Consider the following 18,178-nt stretch of genomic DNA (forward strand, 5'->3'; position numbering starts at 1 on the left):
TTCACCCTTCCTCGGCGTGCGCGACGGCATCGATGACGATATGCGCCAGATGCTCGTCCACCAGTTCGTAGATCACTTCGCGCCCGGTGCGCTCCCCGCGAACCACGCCCGCGGACTTGAGAATCCGCAGGTGCTGGCTGATCAGCGGTTGTGTCACACCGAGGGTATCGACCAGCTCGTGCACGCAGCGCGGGGATTCGCGCAGTTGCAGCACGATGGCGATGCGCACCGGCGCGGCCAGCGCCCGCAGCAGTTCCCCGGCCGAGTCGAGGATATTGCGCGAGGGCACCGCCGGCGGCACGGGGGATCGATAGGGGTACGGGTCGTGCGGAATCGCGGTCGGCGCTTCCGTCTCGACGCGGGCGCGCCGCAGCGGGGACCCACTCTCCGTTGTCATCGAACCAACTCCTTATTGGAAACCGATGCCATTTTTGTATGCACGGGTGCGCATGTCAAATGGGCGCGCGGTACGGGGTCGTGACGAGTCCGGTTCGAACAGGGGACAGCGGGTGCAAACTCCCTTGCCCGCGACAGATAGTCTTGAACGAATCCCTGGCAATCTTCCGGACCGGATGGAGAAATCTCGAGTGGCACCCAAGTCGAAGGTGGATACTGTCGCCAACCTCGCCAAGCGACGGGGTCTGGTGTACCCGGCCGGTGAGATCTACGGCGGCACACGCTCGGCGTGGGATTACGGCCCGCTCGGCGTCGAGCTCAAGGAGAACATCAAGCGGCAGTGGTGGCGGTCCATGGTGACCAGCCGCGAGGATGTCGTCGGCCTGGACTCCTCGATCATTCTCCCGCGTCAGGTGTGGGTGGCCTCGGGCCACGTCGCGGTGTTCAACGATCCGCTGGTGGAATGCCTGAACTGCCACAAGCGGCACCGGCAGGACCACCTGCAGGAGGCGTACGCCGCCAAGCACAAGATCGAGGACCCGGACACGGTCACGATGGATCTCATCGGCTGTCCCGACTGCGGCACCGTCGGCAAGTGGACCGAGCCGCGTGACTTCAACATGATGCTCAAGACCTACCTGGGCCCGGTCGAGTCCGAAGACGGCATGCACTACCTGCGCCCCGAGACCGCGCAGGGCATCTTCGTGAACTACAAGAACGTCGAGACCACCGCGCGCAAGAAGCCGCCGTTCGGCATCGCCCAGATCGGCAAGAGCTTCCGCAACGAGATCACCCCCGGCAACTTCATCTTCCGCACCCGCGAGTTCGAGCAGATGGAGATGGAATTCTTCGTCAAGCCGGGTGAAGACGAGCGGTGGCACCAGTACTGGATCGACACCCGCATGGCCTGGTACACGGACCTGGGCATCGATCCGGAGAACCTGCGGATCTACGAGCACCCGAAGGAGAAGCTCTCGCACTACTCCACCCGCACGGTGGACATCGAGTACCGCTTCCGCTTCCAGGGCAGCGAGTGGGGTGAGCTCGAGGGCGTCGCGAACCGCACCGACTTCGACCTCAAGACGCATTCGGAGCATTCGGGCCAGGATCTGAGCTTCTTCGATCAGACCGCGAACGAGCGCTACATCCCGTACGTGATCGAGCCGGCGGCCGGTCTGACCCGTTCGCTCATGGCCTTCCTGGTCGATGCCTACAGCGAGGACGAGGCCCCCAACGCCAAGGGTGAGCTGGAGAAGCGCATCGTGCTGCGCCTGGATCGCCGCTTGGCCCCGATCAAGGCCGCGGTGCTGCCGCTCTCGCGCAACGCCGATCTCTCGCCCAAGGCGAAGGATCTGGCCGCGCAGCTGCGCAAGAACTGGAACGTCGAGTTCGACGACGCCGGCGCCATCGGCCGCCGCTACCGTCGTCAGGACGAGATCGGCACCCCGTTCTGCATCACCGTCGACTTCGACACCCTCGAGGATCAGGCGGTCACCGTGCGGGAACGCGACTCCATGGCGCAGGAGCGCATCGCGCTCGATCAGGTGGAGAGCTACCTGGCCACCCGCCTGCTCGGCGCCTGATTTTCAGCTCTCGGAAAAGACCGGTCGATACCTGACCGGTCTTTTCTTTTTTCGGATTGCCCATGAAATTCGGGTCACCTTCGATCAATTCGGGTACTTCACTACTCGGGTTAACAGTTCGGCATCGGCGGACTATGGATAGGTATGGGGCAACGGCGCCTGCCGCTGTGCTTCTTATCCGTCGAGGTGAGTCATGAGCGAGCGTGTTATCGGGCCCCGCTCGGGGCTGCAATGGGTGTCATTGGGGGACACCGCTTCATCCTGCCCGGCCGCGCGATCCACCATCGCGGCATTCCGATCATGGGCAGATTCCTATTTGACCCGTCCCAGCGATGATCTGGGCCGTGACGGGCCGGTATGCCCGTATGTGAAACCGGCGATGCGCCGCGATCTGCTCTGGTTCGCGCAGGTTCCCGCCGCGGAACCGCACATGATGTGGGTGCGCGCAATTATCGAGGACGCACTTGCGATTTATCCCGGATTGCCCACGGGGAACGGCAGCTCGACTTCGGTGCTTCGTGCGTTGATCACCGTCTTTCCGAACCTGTCCGACTATTCGCTGATCGATGACATCCATGCCGAATTCAAGACCAAATTCGTTGCGCAGGGCGTGATGTTCGGGCAGTTTTACCCGGGCTGTGATCAACCGGGCCTGTGGAACAAAGACTTTCGGCCATTGGACGCGCCCATGCCGATGCTCGTCGTGCGCAGCATGATGACCACCGACTTCCCATTTCTGCTCGGCAGAGCGGAATGGATGGATGCCTATGTGCGCAAGTTCGCGCCCATGCTGCCCGCGCACGTGCGCGCGGTCATGGTGGGGCGCTTGACCGCTCGCCCGGACGCGTGGGTGCCCGCGTACGCGGAGCAGCGAGACGATTCGTGTTCGACCGGTAGTCGATGAGGCGGCGTCATGACGCGCGAACTCTCGGCCGAGCAGACCACCGCCACCGTATTCCCGCTCTCCCCGGCGCAATTGGGCCTGTGGTACGCCCAGCGGCTGGATCCCGGCGTTCCGCTGTCGGAGGCGCAGTACATCGAGATGCGCGGGCCGCTGCGGGTTCCGGCGCTGCGCCGGGCGGCACAGCGGGCGGGGACCGAGTTCGGTTCGGGGGTGCTGCGACTGGTCGAGATCGAGGATCAGCCGCATCAGGTGATCGATCCGAGCCTCGTGCCCACCGTGGGGTTTCTCGACCTGGCGGATGAGCCGGAACCCGTTGCGGCGGCGCTGGAGTGGATGCGGGCCGATGTGGTCGCGCCCATCGACATGGTCGGGAATCGGGTCGGGCTGTCCACCGTGCTGCGGGTCGGAGCGGATCATCACCTCTGGTACACGCGCGGGCATCACATCCTGATCGACGGCTTCGGGTCGGTGACCCTGCTGTACCGGGTCGCGGAGCTGTACAACGCCGAGGTGCGCGGGGAATCCGCGCCGGAGACGACGGCCGCCTCGCTGGTCGCGGTGCACGAGGCCGAGATGGCCTATCGGGAGTCGAGCCGGTACGGCAGCGACGCCGAGTATTGGCGCGGGGTCACCGCGGGGATGCCCGAGCGGTGCAGCCTGGTGTCCGCGACCGCCCCGGCCCGCGCGCTCGCACGGGAGGCGCGCGCGGAGTTGAGCGCGGCGACCGCCGACGGCCTGGCGGCCGCGGCGAAAACCTTCGACACGAGTCCGGCGACCCTGGTCATGGCGGCCGTGGCGCTGTACTACGCCCGCCTCACCGCCACCGAGGACGTGGTACTGAGCCTGCCGGTGTCCGGGCGCACGACGGCGCTGCTGCGCCGCTCCGGCGGGATGATCTCCAATGTGGTGCCGCTGCGGGTGCGGGTGCCGCGCGACGGGTGCCTCGGGGAGGTGGTCGACGCGGTCCGGGTGGCGGCGTCGGGGGCGCTGCGGCACCAGCGGTTCCGGCACGAGGAGATGCGGTTCGAGCAGCGGCTGCCGGACCGCGCCGAATGGCCGGACACGAGCGCGGTGGCTGCGGTGACTTCGGCCGGCGCAGAGCACGCGGAGTCGGGGACGGTTCCGCCCGGAGCGGGCATCGGTTCTGCGGATGGCCGGGGCGCGGATGCCTCGGACGCGGTCGGCGGGCGTGCCGCGGGGCCGGAGTTCGGGCGGGGGATCGTCGGGCCGGTCATCAACATCATGCTGTTTCCGGAAGGGATCGACTTCGCGGGTGTGCGGTCGGCGCTGCACGTGGTGACGTCCGGGCCGATCGAGGATCTGTTCGTCAACTTCTATCAGCACGGTGCGGACGCGCCGATCCACGTGGACTTCGCGGCCAATCCCCGGCTGTACGACCAGGATTCGCTGGGGCGGCATCATCGGCGGCTGCTCGTGCTGCTGGAATCGGTGCTCGCGGCGCGGGCGGAGACACCGGTCGCGGAGCTGGAGTACTGGATCGGGGACGAACGGGCGCTGCTCGCGGGGGTGGACGGGCTGGCCCCGCCCGCGCCCCGGCTGCTGCCGGAGATTCTGCGGGATGGGTTGCGGCGGGCGGGTTCCGAGCATGTCGCGGTGGTCGGGAGCGGGCGGCGGCTCACCTACGGTGAGCTCGACGCGCTCTCGAATCGGCTGGCGCGCAGACTCCTGGCGGCGGGGCTGGGGCCGGAATCGGCTGTGCTGCTGGCGCTGCCGCGCTCGATCGAGGCCATGGTTGCGCTGTGGGCGGTGGCCAAGACCGGGGCCGCGTTCGTGCCCCTGGGGACCGGGTCGCCGAGTGAGCGGGTGGAGCGGATCGCGCAGGAATGCGGCGCGTCGATCGGCTTGACCCTGGCGGGAGCCGCGGAACTGCCCGATTCGGTGCGCTGGCTGGCATTGGATGGGCTGCTGTCTGACCAGGCCGGATGGATCGGCTTTCGTGACGACGCGCTCACCCCCGGCGAGCTGTGCGGTGTGCCGCGCCTGGCGAATCCCGCGTACATCGTGTTCACCTCCGGGTCCACCGGTGCGCCCAAGGGCGTGGTGGTCACGCACGCCGGACTGGCGGCCCTGGCCGCGGCAGTGGTGGATTCGTATCGGGTCACGGCGGATTCGCGGGTGCTGCAGTGCCTCAATCCGAGTTTCGACGCCTCGGTGCTGGAGTGGCTGATGGCCTTCGCGTCCGGGACGACGCTGGTGGTGGCCGAGACCGACCCGGTCATCGGTGATGAACTCGCCGCGCTGGTACGGGATTTCGGGATCACGCAGCTGTGTTCTACCCCGGCCGTGCTCGCCACCCTCGAGCCCGGCGCGCTGGACGGGGTGCGTGCGGTGTCCTCCGGCGGGGAGCCGACTCCGCCGGATATCGTGGCGCGCTTCGGCATCGGGCGCGATCTGCTCAATTCCTACGGCCCGAGCGAAACCACGGTCGCCGTCACCTACACGCGGGGCCTGACGCCGGGGGAGCGGGCGGGGATCGGCGCACCGATTCCCGGTGCGGGGCTGCGGGTGCTGGACCGCTGGCTGCGGCCGGTTCCCCTCGGTGTGGCCGGTGAGCTGTACGTGACCGGCCCCGGGATCGCGCGCGGCTACGTGGGCAGGCCCGCGCTGACGGCCGAGCGCTTCGTGGCCGGACCCGGCGGCACGCGCATGTACCGCACGGGTGATCTCGTGCGGTGGAGCGGACCGGGCGTGCTCGAGTACGTCGGGCGCGGCGACTTCCAGGTCAAACTGCGCGGCATGCGCGTGGAACTCGGCGAGATCGACGCGGCCCTGAATACCCATGCCGCCGTGGAGATCGCGATCACCGTGGCACGCGCCGCCCCCGGCGGCGGAACCGTGCTGGCGGCCTACGTGGTTCCGCACGCGGGGTCCATCGTCACCGAACCGGATCTGCTCGACCACGCGGCCCACCGGCTCCCGCCCTTCATGGTCCCCGCCACGATCACCGTCCTGGGCGCGCTCCCGCTCACCGCCAACGGCAAGATCGACCGCCGCGCGCTACCCGAACCCGTTCCCGCCGCGCCACTTTCGCAACGCGACCCGGCCGACGACACCGAACGCACCCTCTGCGCCCTCTTCGCCGAAGTCCTCGCCACCCCGGCGGTCGGCCCCGACACCTCCTTCTTCGCCCTCGGCGGCGACTCGATCATGGCCATCACCCTTGTCACCCGTGCCCGCGCCGCCGGTCTCGTCTTCTCCGCCCGTGAGGTCTTCGAACACCGCACTCCCGCAGCACTTTCGGCGGTCCTCACCCACCTGCGGGACCGTCCCGCCCACCTGCCCGAACTCCCCGGCGGCGGGACCGGCCGCTTCCCGTTGACCCCGGTGGCCGCCTGGCTCGTCACCCGCCCCCACCACGACCGCTTCGCCCAATCGATGGTCCTGCGCGCTCCCCGCGGCCTGACCCTCGATTCCCTGGCCACCACCCTCGAATCCCTGCTGGCCCACCACGATCTGCTGCGAGCTCGGCTGGTCGAAACCCCCGCCGGGTACGAACTCGAGGTCCCTCCGGCCCGTGAGGCCGATGTCGCCGACCGGCTGGTGCGAATCTCTTGGCAGGAAGTCGATCCCACCGTCGGGCCGCACTCCGATGCGCCGTACGACCGGAGCACGGGTGCGCCGGTCGTACCGGCGACCACGTCCGCCGATGCGGCTCACCCCGAATCTCACGGCCACTCCCGCACCGCTCACCATCCGGACGGGGAGCACCAGAATGGCAGCGGCAGCCCGAAGTCCGAGTCCGCCGCATGCTCAGCAGGGTCCGGCGACGCGCGGGATGTCGAATTCCACTCCGGCCAGCCGACTTCCGGTGTGCGGGAGGTGGCGGTAGCCGATCGGTCCGCCGGTTCGGTGACGGACGAGCTGGCGGCGACCGTTGCGCGGCTCGATCCTTCGGCCGGACGGATGGTTGCCTTCACCTGGTTGGATTCCGGTCCGGCGAAGTCCGGGCGGCTGTTGATAGCGGTGCATCACCTCGCCTGTGACGCGGTGTCGTGGCGAATCCTGCTGCCGGATCTCATGTCGGCTTGGGCGCAGGTCTCCGAGGGGGCGTCGCCGCGGCTGGATCCGGTCGGGACTTCCGTCCGGACCTGGTCGCACGGGCTGGCGACGCTGGCGAACCCGGGCGACGTGGACCGACCCGAATCACCGGCCGCCGGGGACGCGAACAACGGTCCGGGGCCGGGGAACGCCGGCGCAGATCTCGAGGGCACGGCTCGGCGGAATGGAGGAGCCGCGCGGGGATCTGCCGAAAATGCTTGGCCGATCGACGAGTTGAACTATTGGAAGGGCGTTCTGGCCCCGGACGCGATGGTGGGGGAGCGGCGGATCGACCCCGTCGCCGATACCCACGGGGCCGCGCTGCGGTTCACGGTCGAGGTACCCGGGGATGCGGCCGCGCTGCTGGTGAGGCGAATTGGCGCCGCCTACCGGTGCGGGGTCGAGGACGCACTGCTGGCCGCTCTGGCGGTCGCCTTCGCGCGGTGGCGGGCGGCGCACGGGGAAGCCGGCGCCGCGCAGGTCGTCGTGGTGGAGCGGCACGGGCGTGACGAGGGCGTCCTGGCCGGGGCCGATCTGTCTCGCACCGTGGGGTGGTTCACCGCCCCGGTGCCGGTGCGACTGGGACCTGTTGGCCCGGAGCCTGATTCGGTGGCTGCGGCACTGAAGGCGGTCAAGGAGCAACTGCGGGAGATTCCACGCGGCGGGCTGGGATTCGGGTTGTTGCGGTATTCGAACGCGGACACCGCGGCGGAGCTCGGCGCGTTGGGTGAGCCGCAGGTGGCGTTCAACTACCTCGGGCAGATTCCGGAGGGAGACGCCGGCGGGGACTGGCTGCCGGTGGGAATGGCCGATCGGCTCGGCGGGCACGCCGACGCGGACATGCCCTTGGCCGCGGTGCTCTCGGTGGACGCCGCCGTGCTGGAATCCGAGCGTGGGCAGCGGATTCGGGCGATCTGGCAGCTCGCGCCGAGCGCCGTCCACGCCGGCGCAGTCCGGAACCTGGCGGCGATGTGGGTCGCGGCGGTCACCGAGATCGCCCAGCTGGTCGGCGCGCCGGGTAGCGGCGGCCGCACACCCTCCGACCTGGGTCTGCTCACCGCGTCGCAGCCCGACATCGATTCGTGGGAGCGCACATTCGGCCGGCTCGATGACGCGCTGCCGCTGACCCCGCTCCAGCGCGGCCTGTTCTTCCAGGCGCAACTGGCCGAGGGCGGCAGTGACGGCTACTCGGTGCAGGCCGTGATCGATGTCGAAGCGGATCTGGATCCCGGCAGGCTGCGCGCGGCGGCCGAAGCGCTGGTCCGACGGCACGACGTACTGCGGGCGGCCTTCGTGCAGAACGGCGATCACGCCGTCCAGGTGATCGTCACCGATGTCCGGGTGCCGTGCGAGTACCGGGTGGCGATCGGCGCGGCCGACGCCGAACTGGACGCGATGGCCGCGGTGGAGCTGCGCACGCCCTTCGCCGTCGACCGCCCGCCGCTGATCCGGTTCCTGTGTCTCGCACTGGGGGAACGCCGGTTCCGCATCGTCATCACCAACCACCACCTGATCCTCGACGGCTGGTCCATGCCGCTGCTGTTCGCCGAGCTGGTGGCGCTGTACGAAACCCGTGGCGACGACAACGGATTCGCTTCGCCCGTCCCCTTCCGCCGCTACCTGGAATGGCAGGCAGGCGGCGATTCCGTCCGTGCCCGTGCCGCATGGTCCCGAGCCCTCGCGGAGTTGGACGGCCCGACCCTGGTCGCCCCGAACGCTCCCCGCGCCGAGACGGCCACGGCCCCGCGCGCGCACCTGGTCCCCCTGTCCCCGGCAGCCGCCGAACGATTGCGTGCAACGGCCGCCGAGGCCGAGGTCACGTTGAACACCATGGTCCAGGTCGCCTGGGCGCTGCTGCTCGCCGAACGCACCGGTGCGACCGACATCGTGTTCGGCGCCACGGTGTCCGGCCGCCCGCCCGAACTCCCCGGCGGGGATCGCATGATCGGAATGCTGGTCAATACCGTTCCGGTCCGCATCACCCTCGACCCCGCCGAATCCCTTGCCGCGCTGCTCACCCGGGTACAACGGGAACAGGCTGCGCTGGCAGAACACCAATTCCTCGGTCTCGACGACATCCACGCCGCCGGGGCCTCCGGCCCGCTCTTCGACACCGCGACCGTCTTCGAGTCCTATCCGCTGGACGCCGCGGCCCTCACCGCGGCCACCGAACGAGCGCACCTGAGGGTCACCGGCATTCGTGCGTACGACGGCACCCACTACCCGCTGTCCCTGGCGACCTACGCCAACCCCGTCCTGCGCCTGGAACTGACCCGCTCGCCGCGCTACTTCACCGCGGAACAGGCGGATTCGATCGCCACCGAGCTGGCGCGACTGCTGGAGGCGCTAACCGCCGACCCGGCGACGCCGGTCCGGGCACTCGGGGACACACACGGCCGCACCTCGATCCGGCACGGCGCACCGGCCAAGCGACCCGCGCTGCTCCCCGACCTGCTGGACACGAACATGATTCGTGAGTCCCTAGCGGTCATCGGTTCGGCGAGTTCCACCCGGTTGCTGCGAACGCTCGGCATCGAGTCCGAACTGCTCCCTCGGACCGGACCATCCGAATCATTTATGGCAACAGCAGGTTTCGCAGGGGGCGCGGAACTGACGTACGAACAGTTGGACACGTCCTCGAATCGGCTGGCGCGGGCGTTGATCGCGGCCGGCGCCGGTCCGGAACGATCGGTTCTGGTCGCCCTGCCACGAACCGTCGAGTCGATGATCGCGTTCTGGGCGGTGGCCAAGACCGGTGCGGCCTTCGTCCCCCTCGATACCGCGCAGCCGGCCGCGCGTACCGCCGTCATCGCCGCCGAATGCGATGCGGTGCTGGGCATTACCGTCATGGATTTCGCAGCGGAACTGCCGGGATCGGTGTCATGGATTGTCGTGGACGACGAGCCCACGATCGGCCGGATCGCCGGGCATTCGGCCGCCCCGATCACCGCTGCCGCCCGCCGTCGACCACTCCGCCCGGAGCACGCCGCGTACATCGTCTTCACCTCGGGCTCCACCGGCACCCCGAAGGGGGTGGTGGTCACCCACACCGGACTCGCGAACATGGTCGCGGCGACGGAGGAACATTGCCGCATGGATCGGGACGCGCGCGTCCTGCACTGCCTAAACCCGGCCTTCGACGCGGCAATCCTGGTGTGGCTCAGCACCTTCGCGACCGGCGGCACGCTGATTCTCGCTGCCACGGAGACCAATGTCGGTGCGGAACTGGCCGACACCATCGACGCGAACGCGGTGTCGCACCTGATCTGTACACCCACGGTCCTGGCCACCCTGGAATCGGACGCGCTGCCCACGGTCCGCGCGATCATCCTGGGCGGCGAACCCTGCCCCGCGACGCTGATCGAGCGCATGTCGCCGGGGCGCGTCCTGGTCAACTCCTACGGACCCGCCGAAACCACCATCGCCGCCGCGTACGGCGATCCGATGACCGCCGGCACGGCGGGGATCATCGATGCGCCCGTCCCCGGCGCGACCCTGCTGCTCCTGGACTCCTGGCTCCGCCCGGTTCCCGACGGCGTGGTGGGCGAGCTCTACATCCGCGGCCCCGGTGTGGCCCGCGCGTATGCGGGCCGTCCCGCGCTGTCCGCCGCACGGTTCGTCGCCGACCCCTATGCCGCAGGCGCGCGTATGTACCGAACCGGTGATCTGATGCGCTGTACCGCACAGGGTTTCGAGTACGCCGGTCGTGCGGACTTCCAGGTCAAGATTCGCGGCATCAGGGTGGAACCCGGCGAAGTGGACGCCGTTCTGTGCACCCACCCGGGCGTGGACGCAACCGTCACGGTCGCCCGCCGAAATCGCACGGGCGCACAGTCCCTGCACACCTACGTGACACTGGCCCGGCAGCCGAGCCTCGGCACCCTCCCGGGGTCCGGCGATCCGCAAAACACGGCGCAGGGATCGATCGATACGGAAGACGCGATCATCACGTACGACGGTGATTCGGACCGGACCGGCTCGTGCACAACCGATCTCGCCGACCGGCGCACGGCGACCGAACTGCTGGAGTGGGCGGGCACGCGACTGCCGCGCTATCTGGTCCCGTCGACCATCCAGGTCCTCGCCGAGCTGCCCCGGACCCGCACGGGCAAAGTAGATCTGCGGTCGCTGCCGGAACCGACGGTGGCGACGGCGGACTACATCGAGCCGACCGGCCGGGAGTCGGTGATCGCGGAGACCTTCGCCGACGTTCTGGGGCTGGAGCGCGTCGGCGCGCAGGACGACTTCTTTGCGCTCGGCGGCGATTCACTCATCGCCACACGGGTTTCCGCGCGACTGTCCGCGGCGCTGGGCGTCCCGGTACCGGTTCGGTTGTTGTTCGAAGCCCCGCTGGTCGCCGATCTGGCCCGCCGCATCGGCGCGGCCGGTGACGGTGCGGCGGAGCCCGAGCTGGTGCGCGCACCGCGCCCGAATCCGGTGCCGCTCTCGCCCGCCCAGCAGCGCATGTGGTTCATCAACCGGTACGACCCGGCGTCCTCGGCCTACAACGTGCCCGTGGCCCTGCGCCTTTCCGGCGACCTGGACCTGCCCGCGCTCCGCGCCGCACTGCTCGATGTGATCGACCGGCACGAGAGCCTGCGCACGCTGTACCCGGACGTGGATGGCGTGGGCAGCCAGCGTGTGGTCCCGGCCGCGGAGGTTCCGCTGGATCTCGAAGTCGCGCCGGTCTCCACCACGGAGCTGGTCAGCGTCGTGACGGACACTGTCACAGCGGGTTTCGATGTGACCGCGGCGGTGCCGCTGCGCCTGCGGCTGTTCCGAGTGGAAACCCGCGCGTCAACGCCGCACGATCCCACTTCGGGGAACTCCTCGCCCGCCGGATCCGCTGCGTCCGATTCCGCTCCCGAATCGTCCGCGCCCGGTAACGCACCGCCTGTGAACGCGCCCGAACACCTCACCGCCGGCGCGGAATACGTAGTTGTCCTCGTCGCCCATCACATAGCGACCGACGGGTTCTCCATGGCCGCCCTGACCCGGGATGTCGCCGCGGCCTATGCCGCGCGGGCCGCCGGGCATCTCCCGGCCTGGGAGCCGCTCCCGGTGCAGTACGCGGACTACACCCTGTGGCAGCTGGCTCGTCTGGGCAGCGCGGACGACGCCGGTTCACTGCTGTCCCGGCAACTCGACTATTGGTCGAACACCCTCGCGGGCCTGCCCGACCACCTGGAAATACCCACGGACAGAACACGTCCGGCGCGAGCGTCCTACCGCGCCGCCGAGTGCACCGCCCGGCTCGACGCCGACCTCACGGCCGCGATAGAGAGCCGGGCTCGCGCACAGCGCGCGACCCCGTTCATGGTCGTGCACGCGGCCCTCGCGGCGCTGCTGTCGCGCCTGAGCACGAGCGCCGACATCGCGATCGGCACCCCGGTGGCGGGTCGCGGCCGGCCCGAACTCGACGACCTGGTGGGCATGTTCGTGAACACCCTGGTGCTGCGCACGGAGATTCGCCCGGACGAACCCTTCGCCGATCTCCTGGACCGGACCCGCGACGCCGACCTGGCCGCCTTCGACAACGCCGACGTCCCCTTCGAACGACTGGTGGATCTGTTGTCTCCGGCTCGCTCCGCCGCCCGCCACCCGCTGATCCAGATCATGCTGATCTACCAGAACCTGCACCTCCCGGCCCTGCACCTCCCGAACCTCACCGTCGCCCCGCTCGAATTCCCGCAAACCACCACCAGATTCGACCTGAGCCTGACGGTAACCACCGATCCCGGCGGCACGACCCTGCGCTGCTGCTACGCCACCGACCTCTTCGACGAGTCCACCGTCGAGACGCTTCTCGAGCGCCTGACCCTCGTGCTGACGGCGGCGACCACGTCCCCGGCCGCGGAATCGGCGATCGGCGACATGGACATCCGCACTCCCGCCGAACACGCTGCGGCCCGTCGCGCACCGGTCCCGGCGGCGGCTGCACGCACCCTCGCGGAACTGATTCACGACGCCGTCACCGCCAACCCCGACGGAATCGCCGTCGTCTGCGACGACCGCGAACTGACGTACCGCGAGCTGGACGCCCGCGCCGAACTCCTCGCGCGCCGACTGGTCGATGCGGGCGCGGGTCCGGAAACCCTGATAGCGGTGGGCATTCCCCGGTCGATCGAATCGGTGCTGGCGGTCTGGGCGATCACCCGCACCGGCGCGGCGTTCGTCCCCATCGATCCGACCTACCCGCCCGAACGCATAGCCAGGATCATCGATGTCTCCGGTGTGCGCCTCGGGGTAACCGTCGCCGACCAGCGCGACCGGCTGGGCGGGCAGGTGACGTGGCTGTCGGTGCACGGCGAAGCCGGACCGTCGCGGGCGGACTCGGTGGGCGAGCGGAGGTCACGTGATGCTGCGGGACCCGTTCTCGGCGAAGCGCTTTCCCGTCGGGACGTCTACGACAACTCGTGCTCGCCGGTGCACGGGGCAACCGAACGGATCGACGTCGGTGGAGCCCATCCGCGGGACCGCGGACCGGCGGACCAGCTGTCCCCGAGCACGGGTGCATCGGTAGCTGACACCGGCACGGGCGGGACCGTCCGAGATCTCGGCACCGCAGCGGGCGCGCCTGCGAGAAGCAATGCCGCGCGCCCGGAGAATCCGGCCTACGTCATATTCACCTCCGGCTCGACCGGTGTACCCAAAGGTGTCGTGGTCACGCACGCCGGACTGGCGAATCTCGCTGCCGCCCAGCACGATCGCGACCACATCACCGGTGACGCGCGCGTGCTGCACGTGGCCTCGCCCAGTTTCGACGCCTCGATCCAGGAAATGGTGATGGCGTTGAGCGCGGCCTGCCCGCTCGTCATCGCGCCGCCCGCGGTGTTCGCCGGGCCCGATCTGGGCCGGCTGCTCGCCCGCGAACGCGTCACCCACATCGCGCTCACGCCCTCGGCGCTGGCCACGGTCGACCCGGTCGGTATCGATTCGCTACAGGTGATCATCAACGGCGGCGAGCCCTGCCCGCCCGAACTGGTCGCCGCCTGGGCCGCGCCGGATCGACTGCACTTCAACGACTACGGCCCGACCGAGACCACCGTCTGGGCGACCGGCAGCGCTCCGCTTCGGCCCGGTGACCCGATAACCATCGGCAGCCCGATCGCCGGCGCCGGCGCACTCGTGCTGGACCGGCGGTTGCACCCGGTGCCGGACGGGGTGATCGGGGAGCTGTACCTCTCCGGAATCGCCCTGGCCCGAGGCTATTACGGCCGCGCCGACCTGACGGCCGCGCGCTTCGTCGCCCACCCCTACCTCCCCGGCGTGCGCATGTATCGCACCGGTGATCTGGTGCGCAGCCGGGCCGGCGATCTGGAGTACCTGGGCCGCACCGACACCCAGGTCAAGTTGCGCGGTCTGCGCATCGAGCTCGGTGAGGTCGAAGCCGCGCTGGCGGCGAATCCCGCTGTCGTGCAGGCCGTCGCCGATGTCCGCCCGGAAGGCGGCGGCGGTCTCGTCGGTTACGTGGTGATCGCGCCCGGGGCCGATGTCTCGGCTCGGCAACTGAAGAAGGAGGTGGCGCACAGACTTCCGTCGTACATGGTGCCAACGGCCGTCATGGTGCTCGAGGAATTGCCGCGCACCGCCAATGGCAAGCTCGACCGGGCGGCACTGCCCGCCCCGCAGCTGTTCCCCGGTACTCAGGAGGCGCCCGCCGGTCCCGTGGAAGAGGCGGTGGCCGCGGTATTCGCCGAGGTTCTCGGCGTCGACCGGGTGTGGCGCGCGGACGATTTCTTCGCGCTCGGCGGCAATTCCCTCATCGCGACCCGGGTGGTCGCCCGCCTGGGCGCGGCACTGGGGACGGCCGTCCCGGTTCGGGCCCTGTTCGACGCGCCGACGGTGGCCGAGCTGGCCGCGCTCATCGTCACCGGCGGCGCACTCGACCGTCCCCGACCCGGCCCGCGGCCCCGCCCGGATCACATCCCGCTGTCCGCCGCACAGCAGCGCATGTGGTTCCTCAATCGCTACGATCCGAGCTCGCCGGTCTACAACATCCCCGGCGCGTTCGATGTGACCGGGCGACTGGATATTCCGGCCCTGCGCGCCGCCATCGACGATGTGACGGCCCGTCACGATACGCTGCGCACGATCTACCCCGAGGATTCCGAGGGCGTGCCGTACCAGCTGATCCTGCCCGCCACCCCCGGCGGCACCCCGTTGCTCGAAATCCACACCGGGGCACACGGAGTCGAAGGTGCGCTGACCGCGCAACTCGCGCGCGGCTTCGATATCACGACCGAGCCGCCCCTGCGCGTGTGGGTCCTGCATCTGGGCCGGGAGCACACGATCCTGGCGCTGGCCGTGCACCATATCGCCGCCGACGGCTGGTCGATGGCGCCGCTCGCGCGAGATGTGCTGGGCGCGTACCTGTCCCGGACGAACGGCGAGCCGCCGGTCTGGTCCCCGCTCCCGCTGGACTACGCCGACTACGCCCTCTGGCAGCGGGAAATCCTCGGCTCCGACCTGGATCCGAGCAGCCTCGCGCATCGGCAACTCGACTTCTGGCGCACCCGGCTGTCCGAGCTGCCCGCCGTCCACCGCATACCCACCGACCGCCCGCGCCCCGAACTGCCCTCCGGAATCGGTGATCGCATCGAGTTCGCCATCCCCGCAACCGTTCACGACCGGCTGCAACTGCTCTCGCGGGAACACGGCGCGAGTCCGTTCATGGTCGTGCACGCCGCGCTGTCGCTGCTGCTGGCCCGGCTGTCCGGCACCGCGGACATCGCCCTCGGCACGGTCGTCGCGGGTCGCGGCGACGGTGAACTCGACGACCTGGTCGGCATGTTCGTCAATACCGTGGTGCTGCGCACCCGGATAGATCCGGACGCCGACTTCGCCACCGTGCTCGATGCCGTGCGCCGCGACGATCTGGCCGTCTACGGAAACCTGGACCTGCCCTTCGAGCGCCTGGTGGAAGCGCTCGCGCCCGTGCGCACCACCGCGCAGCACCCGCTGTTCCAGGTCCTGCTGGCCTTCCAGAACATCCAGACCACCGCGATAGCGTTGCCCGGCTTGGATATTCGCCCGCTCGATGCCCCCGCGCCGGGTTCGAAGTTCGACCTCGAATGGATGCTGGCCGAAAAGTTCGGTCCCACCGGCGATCCGGCGGGCCTGACCGGATCTCTCACCTTCGCGACCGATCTGTTCGACCGGGAGACCGCGCAGGCGCTGGCGGACGCGTTCACGAACCTGTTCGCCACGGTCACCGCGAATCCCGACCGCGCCGTCGGAGACCTGGAAATCCCCGGCGCGGCACTTCCCGCCCTGACCACCGCACCCAGCGTGCCCGACCGCGCCACCCCGGCGGCCGATCACCGCCGGGCGTACCGCGCTCCCCGGACCCCGGTCGAAAGTGCCTTCACCACCGCTTTCGCCACCGTCCTCGACGCCGAACGGGTGGGCGTCGACGACAACTTCTTCGAGATCGGCGGTAACTCCATGGCCGCGGTCCGCCTCCTGACGCTGGTTCGCGCGGAGACCGGCCACACCGTTCCGCTGCACTGGATGTTCCTGGACCCGACCCCCGCGGCCCTCGCGCGCCGACTGGCCGAGGACTCCGAGCACCCGGAAGTCGAAGCGTCCCTGCGTGTCCTGCTCCCCATGCGCACGGGCGGTTCCGCGCCCGCCCTGTTCTGCGTCCATCCCGCGGTCGGATTGGCCTGGTGCTACGGCGGATTGGTGCGGTTCATCGGCCGGGAGCGCCCCGTGTACGGAATCCAGTCGCCGGGCGTGGCCGAACACGGCGTCGTGGAGCCGACCATCGTCGATCAGGCGGCCGGCTACGTGCGCGAGATCCGCCGCGTACAACCGCACGGTCCGTACCACCTGCTCGGCTACTCCGCGGGCGGCCCGCTCGCGCACGCCATGGCAGTCGAACTGCGCCGCGCCGGCGAACAGGTGCCCTCGCTGATCATGATGGACGCGCGGGCGGACACCGGGAGCACCGACGGGCGCGCGGCGCCGCCGCTCGGGATCCTGCTCGAGGAGTTCGCCGGCCTGGACATCCCGCCCGAGTTCGCGGATCTCGACGCCGCGCACGCCGCCGAACTGCTGGCGAACGCCGGAATCTCCTTCACGACAGCGGAGATCGAACGCCTGCACGGCGACCTGCGCGCCCTGCTGCACCGGCTGTCCACCCACCGCCCCGAGGTGTTCGACGGCGACCTGCTGTTCTTCACCGCCGCGGGCAATCCGGACCCGGTCCCGAACGTCGCCACCTGGCGGCCGTACGTCGCGGGCGAAATAGCCGAGCACACGGTCGAATTCGGCCATAATCAACTGATCACCGCGGAAGCCTTCGCTCGACTCGGCCCGATCATCGACTCCCACCTCAGCCGCTAGCCGCGAGGCGCCGACGCGAGCGGAGTGGGTCGGCGATATACCGAACGAGCCGGGACCTGTCGCAGACCATCCCTTACCGCGACCGGTTCCGGGTCACCGGGCCTTCGAAGCTTCGGGAAGGACCGAATCCCCTCGCCCGCCGGCCAGGTATCAGCGGCGACCGTGAAGGTGGCCTGGTTGCCGGTCGGGTTGGCATCGCCGTTGTCGGCGGCTACGCGTCCATCGGAGCTGTCTGTGCCGTTGAACGGCTGTACACCGGCACCGACAGCAGGACGGCGATCCGAACCCCTGCCGCCGCCCGCGCGGCAGAGCGCTGATCGGCCCCTCCGCCGCAGGCCGGCAGCGGACCGTGAAGCTGCCCGGAACCGGCTGGTATCTTTCGGGCCCGGCCGCGAAATCGGGGGAGGTCTGGCCCTCCCGCGCGAATTCGTGTGAGATACAGGGAGCCCCCGGACGAATCCTGCTGGGACACAGCCCGGCCGGCGAACAATGGGCGAAGCTGCCCGGCTACGGAAGGTTCGAACGGTGTCGGAGAACGGTAAGCGTCGACTCATCGGCGCGGCTGCGGTAGGGCTGGGCGCGCTCGGCGCGGGAGAACTGGTGGCCGCCGCGCGGGGTGGATCGATGCTCGACGGGGTCGGGCGGCTGCTCGCCGACACCGCGCCGACCGCCGTCGTCGAGGAACTGGTCGCCAAGTCCGGCAAGCACGACAAGGAAGCCACCCGGTACGGGGTGGCGGCCAACGTGGTGACCGCCGCCGTCGGCATCGCCGCACTGCCCGAACGCTTCCGCACCCCCGCCATCGCCGCGGTGGGCGCGGGGACCGCCGCCGTCGCGCTGCGCAGCACCGATCGCTCGGTCGCGGGCGCGCTCGGCGGGCTCACCG

The 18,178-nt window shown here is 69.8% G+C and carries 5 protein-coding genes; 4 read left to right on the plus strand and 1 reads right to left on the minus strand.

Annotated features, from left to right (window positions below; all coding sequences use genetic code 11):
- Position 1: 1 nt before the first annotated feature.
- Entirely contained in the window at positions 2–397 is a 396-nt protein-coding gene (locus ABZ319_RS10280) for a metalloregulator ArsR/SmtB family transcription factor (protein WP_354986039.1), read from the minus strand.
- Between the two features lie 190 nt (positions 398–587).
- Between ABZ319_RS10280 and ABZ319_RS10285 the strand changes: the two genes are divergently transcribed.
- The 4 genes from ABZ319_RS10285 to ABZ319_RS10300 form a co-directional block, all read left to right on the plus strand.
- Positions 588–1,979 carry a glycine--tRNA ligase gene (locus ABZ319_RS10285; protein WP_354986040.1) on the plus strand — a complete coding sequence of 464 codons (1,392 nt, stop codon included), beginning with the start codon at positions 588–590 and terminating at the stop codon, positions 1,977–1,979.
- A 193-nt stretch (positions 1,980–2,172) separates the two neighbouring features.
- Complete coding sequence (locus tag ABZ319_RS10290; RefSeq protein WP_354986041.1) at positions 2,173–2,883, plus strand: DUF6875 domain-containing protein; 711 nt, start codon at positions 2,173–2,175, stop codon at positions 2,881–2,883.
- Between the two features lie 9 nt (positions 2,884–2,892).
- On the plus strand, positions 2,893–17,292 hold the full coding sequence (locus ABZ319_RS10295) for an amino acid adenylation domain-containing protein (protein WP_354986042.1): 14,400 nt from the start codon (positions 2,893–2,895) through the stop codon (positions 17,290–17,292).
- Between the two features lie 525 nt (positions 17,293–17,817).
- A partial coding sequence (locus ABZ319_RS10300) for a hypothetical protein (protein ID WP_354986043.1) occupies positions 17,818–18,178 on the plus strand: 361 nt, incomplete at its 3' end.

Origin of the sequence: Nocardia sp. NPDC005978 (assembly GCF_040614455.1) — a bacterium.
In the GTDB taxonomy this organism is placed as follows: domain Bacteria; phylum Actinomycetota; class Actinomycetes; order Mycobacteriales; family Mycobacteriaceae; genus Nocardia.

Bases quoted from the DNA above. Each gene is read 5' to 3' on its own strand.
- ABZ319_RS10290 (WP_354986041.1), top strand. From the start codon at position 2,173: ATGAGCGAGCGTGTTATCGGGCCCCGCTCGGGGCTGCAATGGGTGTCA.
- ABZ319_RS10295 (WP_354986042.1), top strand. From the start codon at position 2,893: ATGACGCGCGAACTCTCGGCCGAGCAGACCACCGCCACCGTATTCCCG.
- ABZ319_RS10280 (WP_354986039.1), bottom strand. From the start codon at position 397: ATGACAACGGAGAGTGGGTCCCCGCTGCGGCGCGCCCGCGTCGAGACG.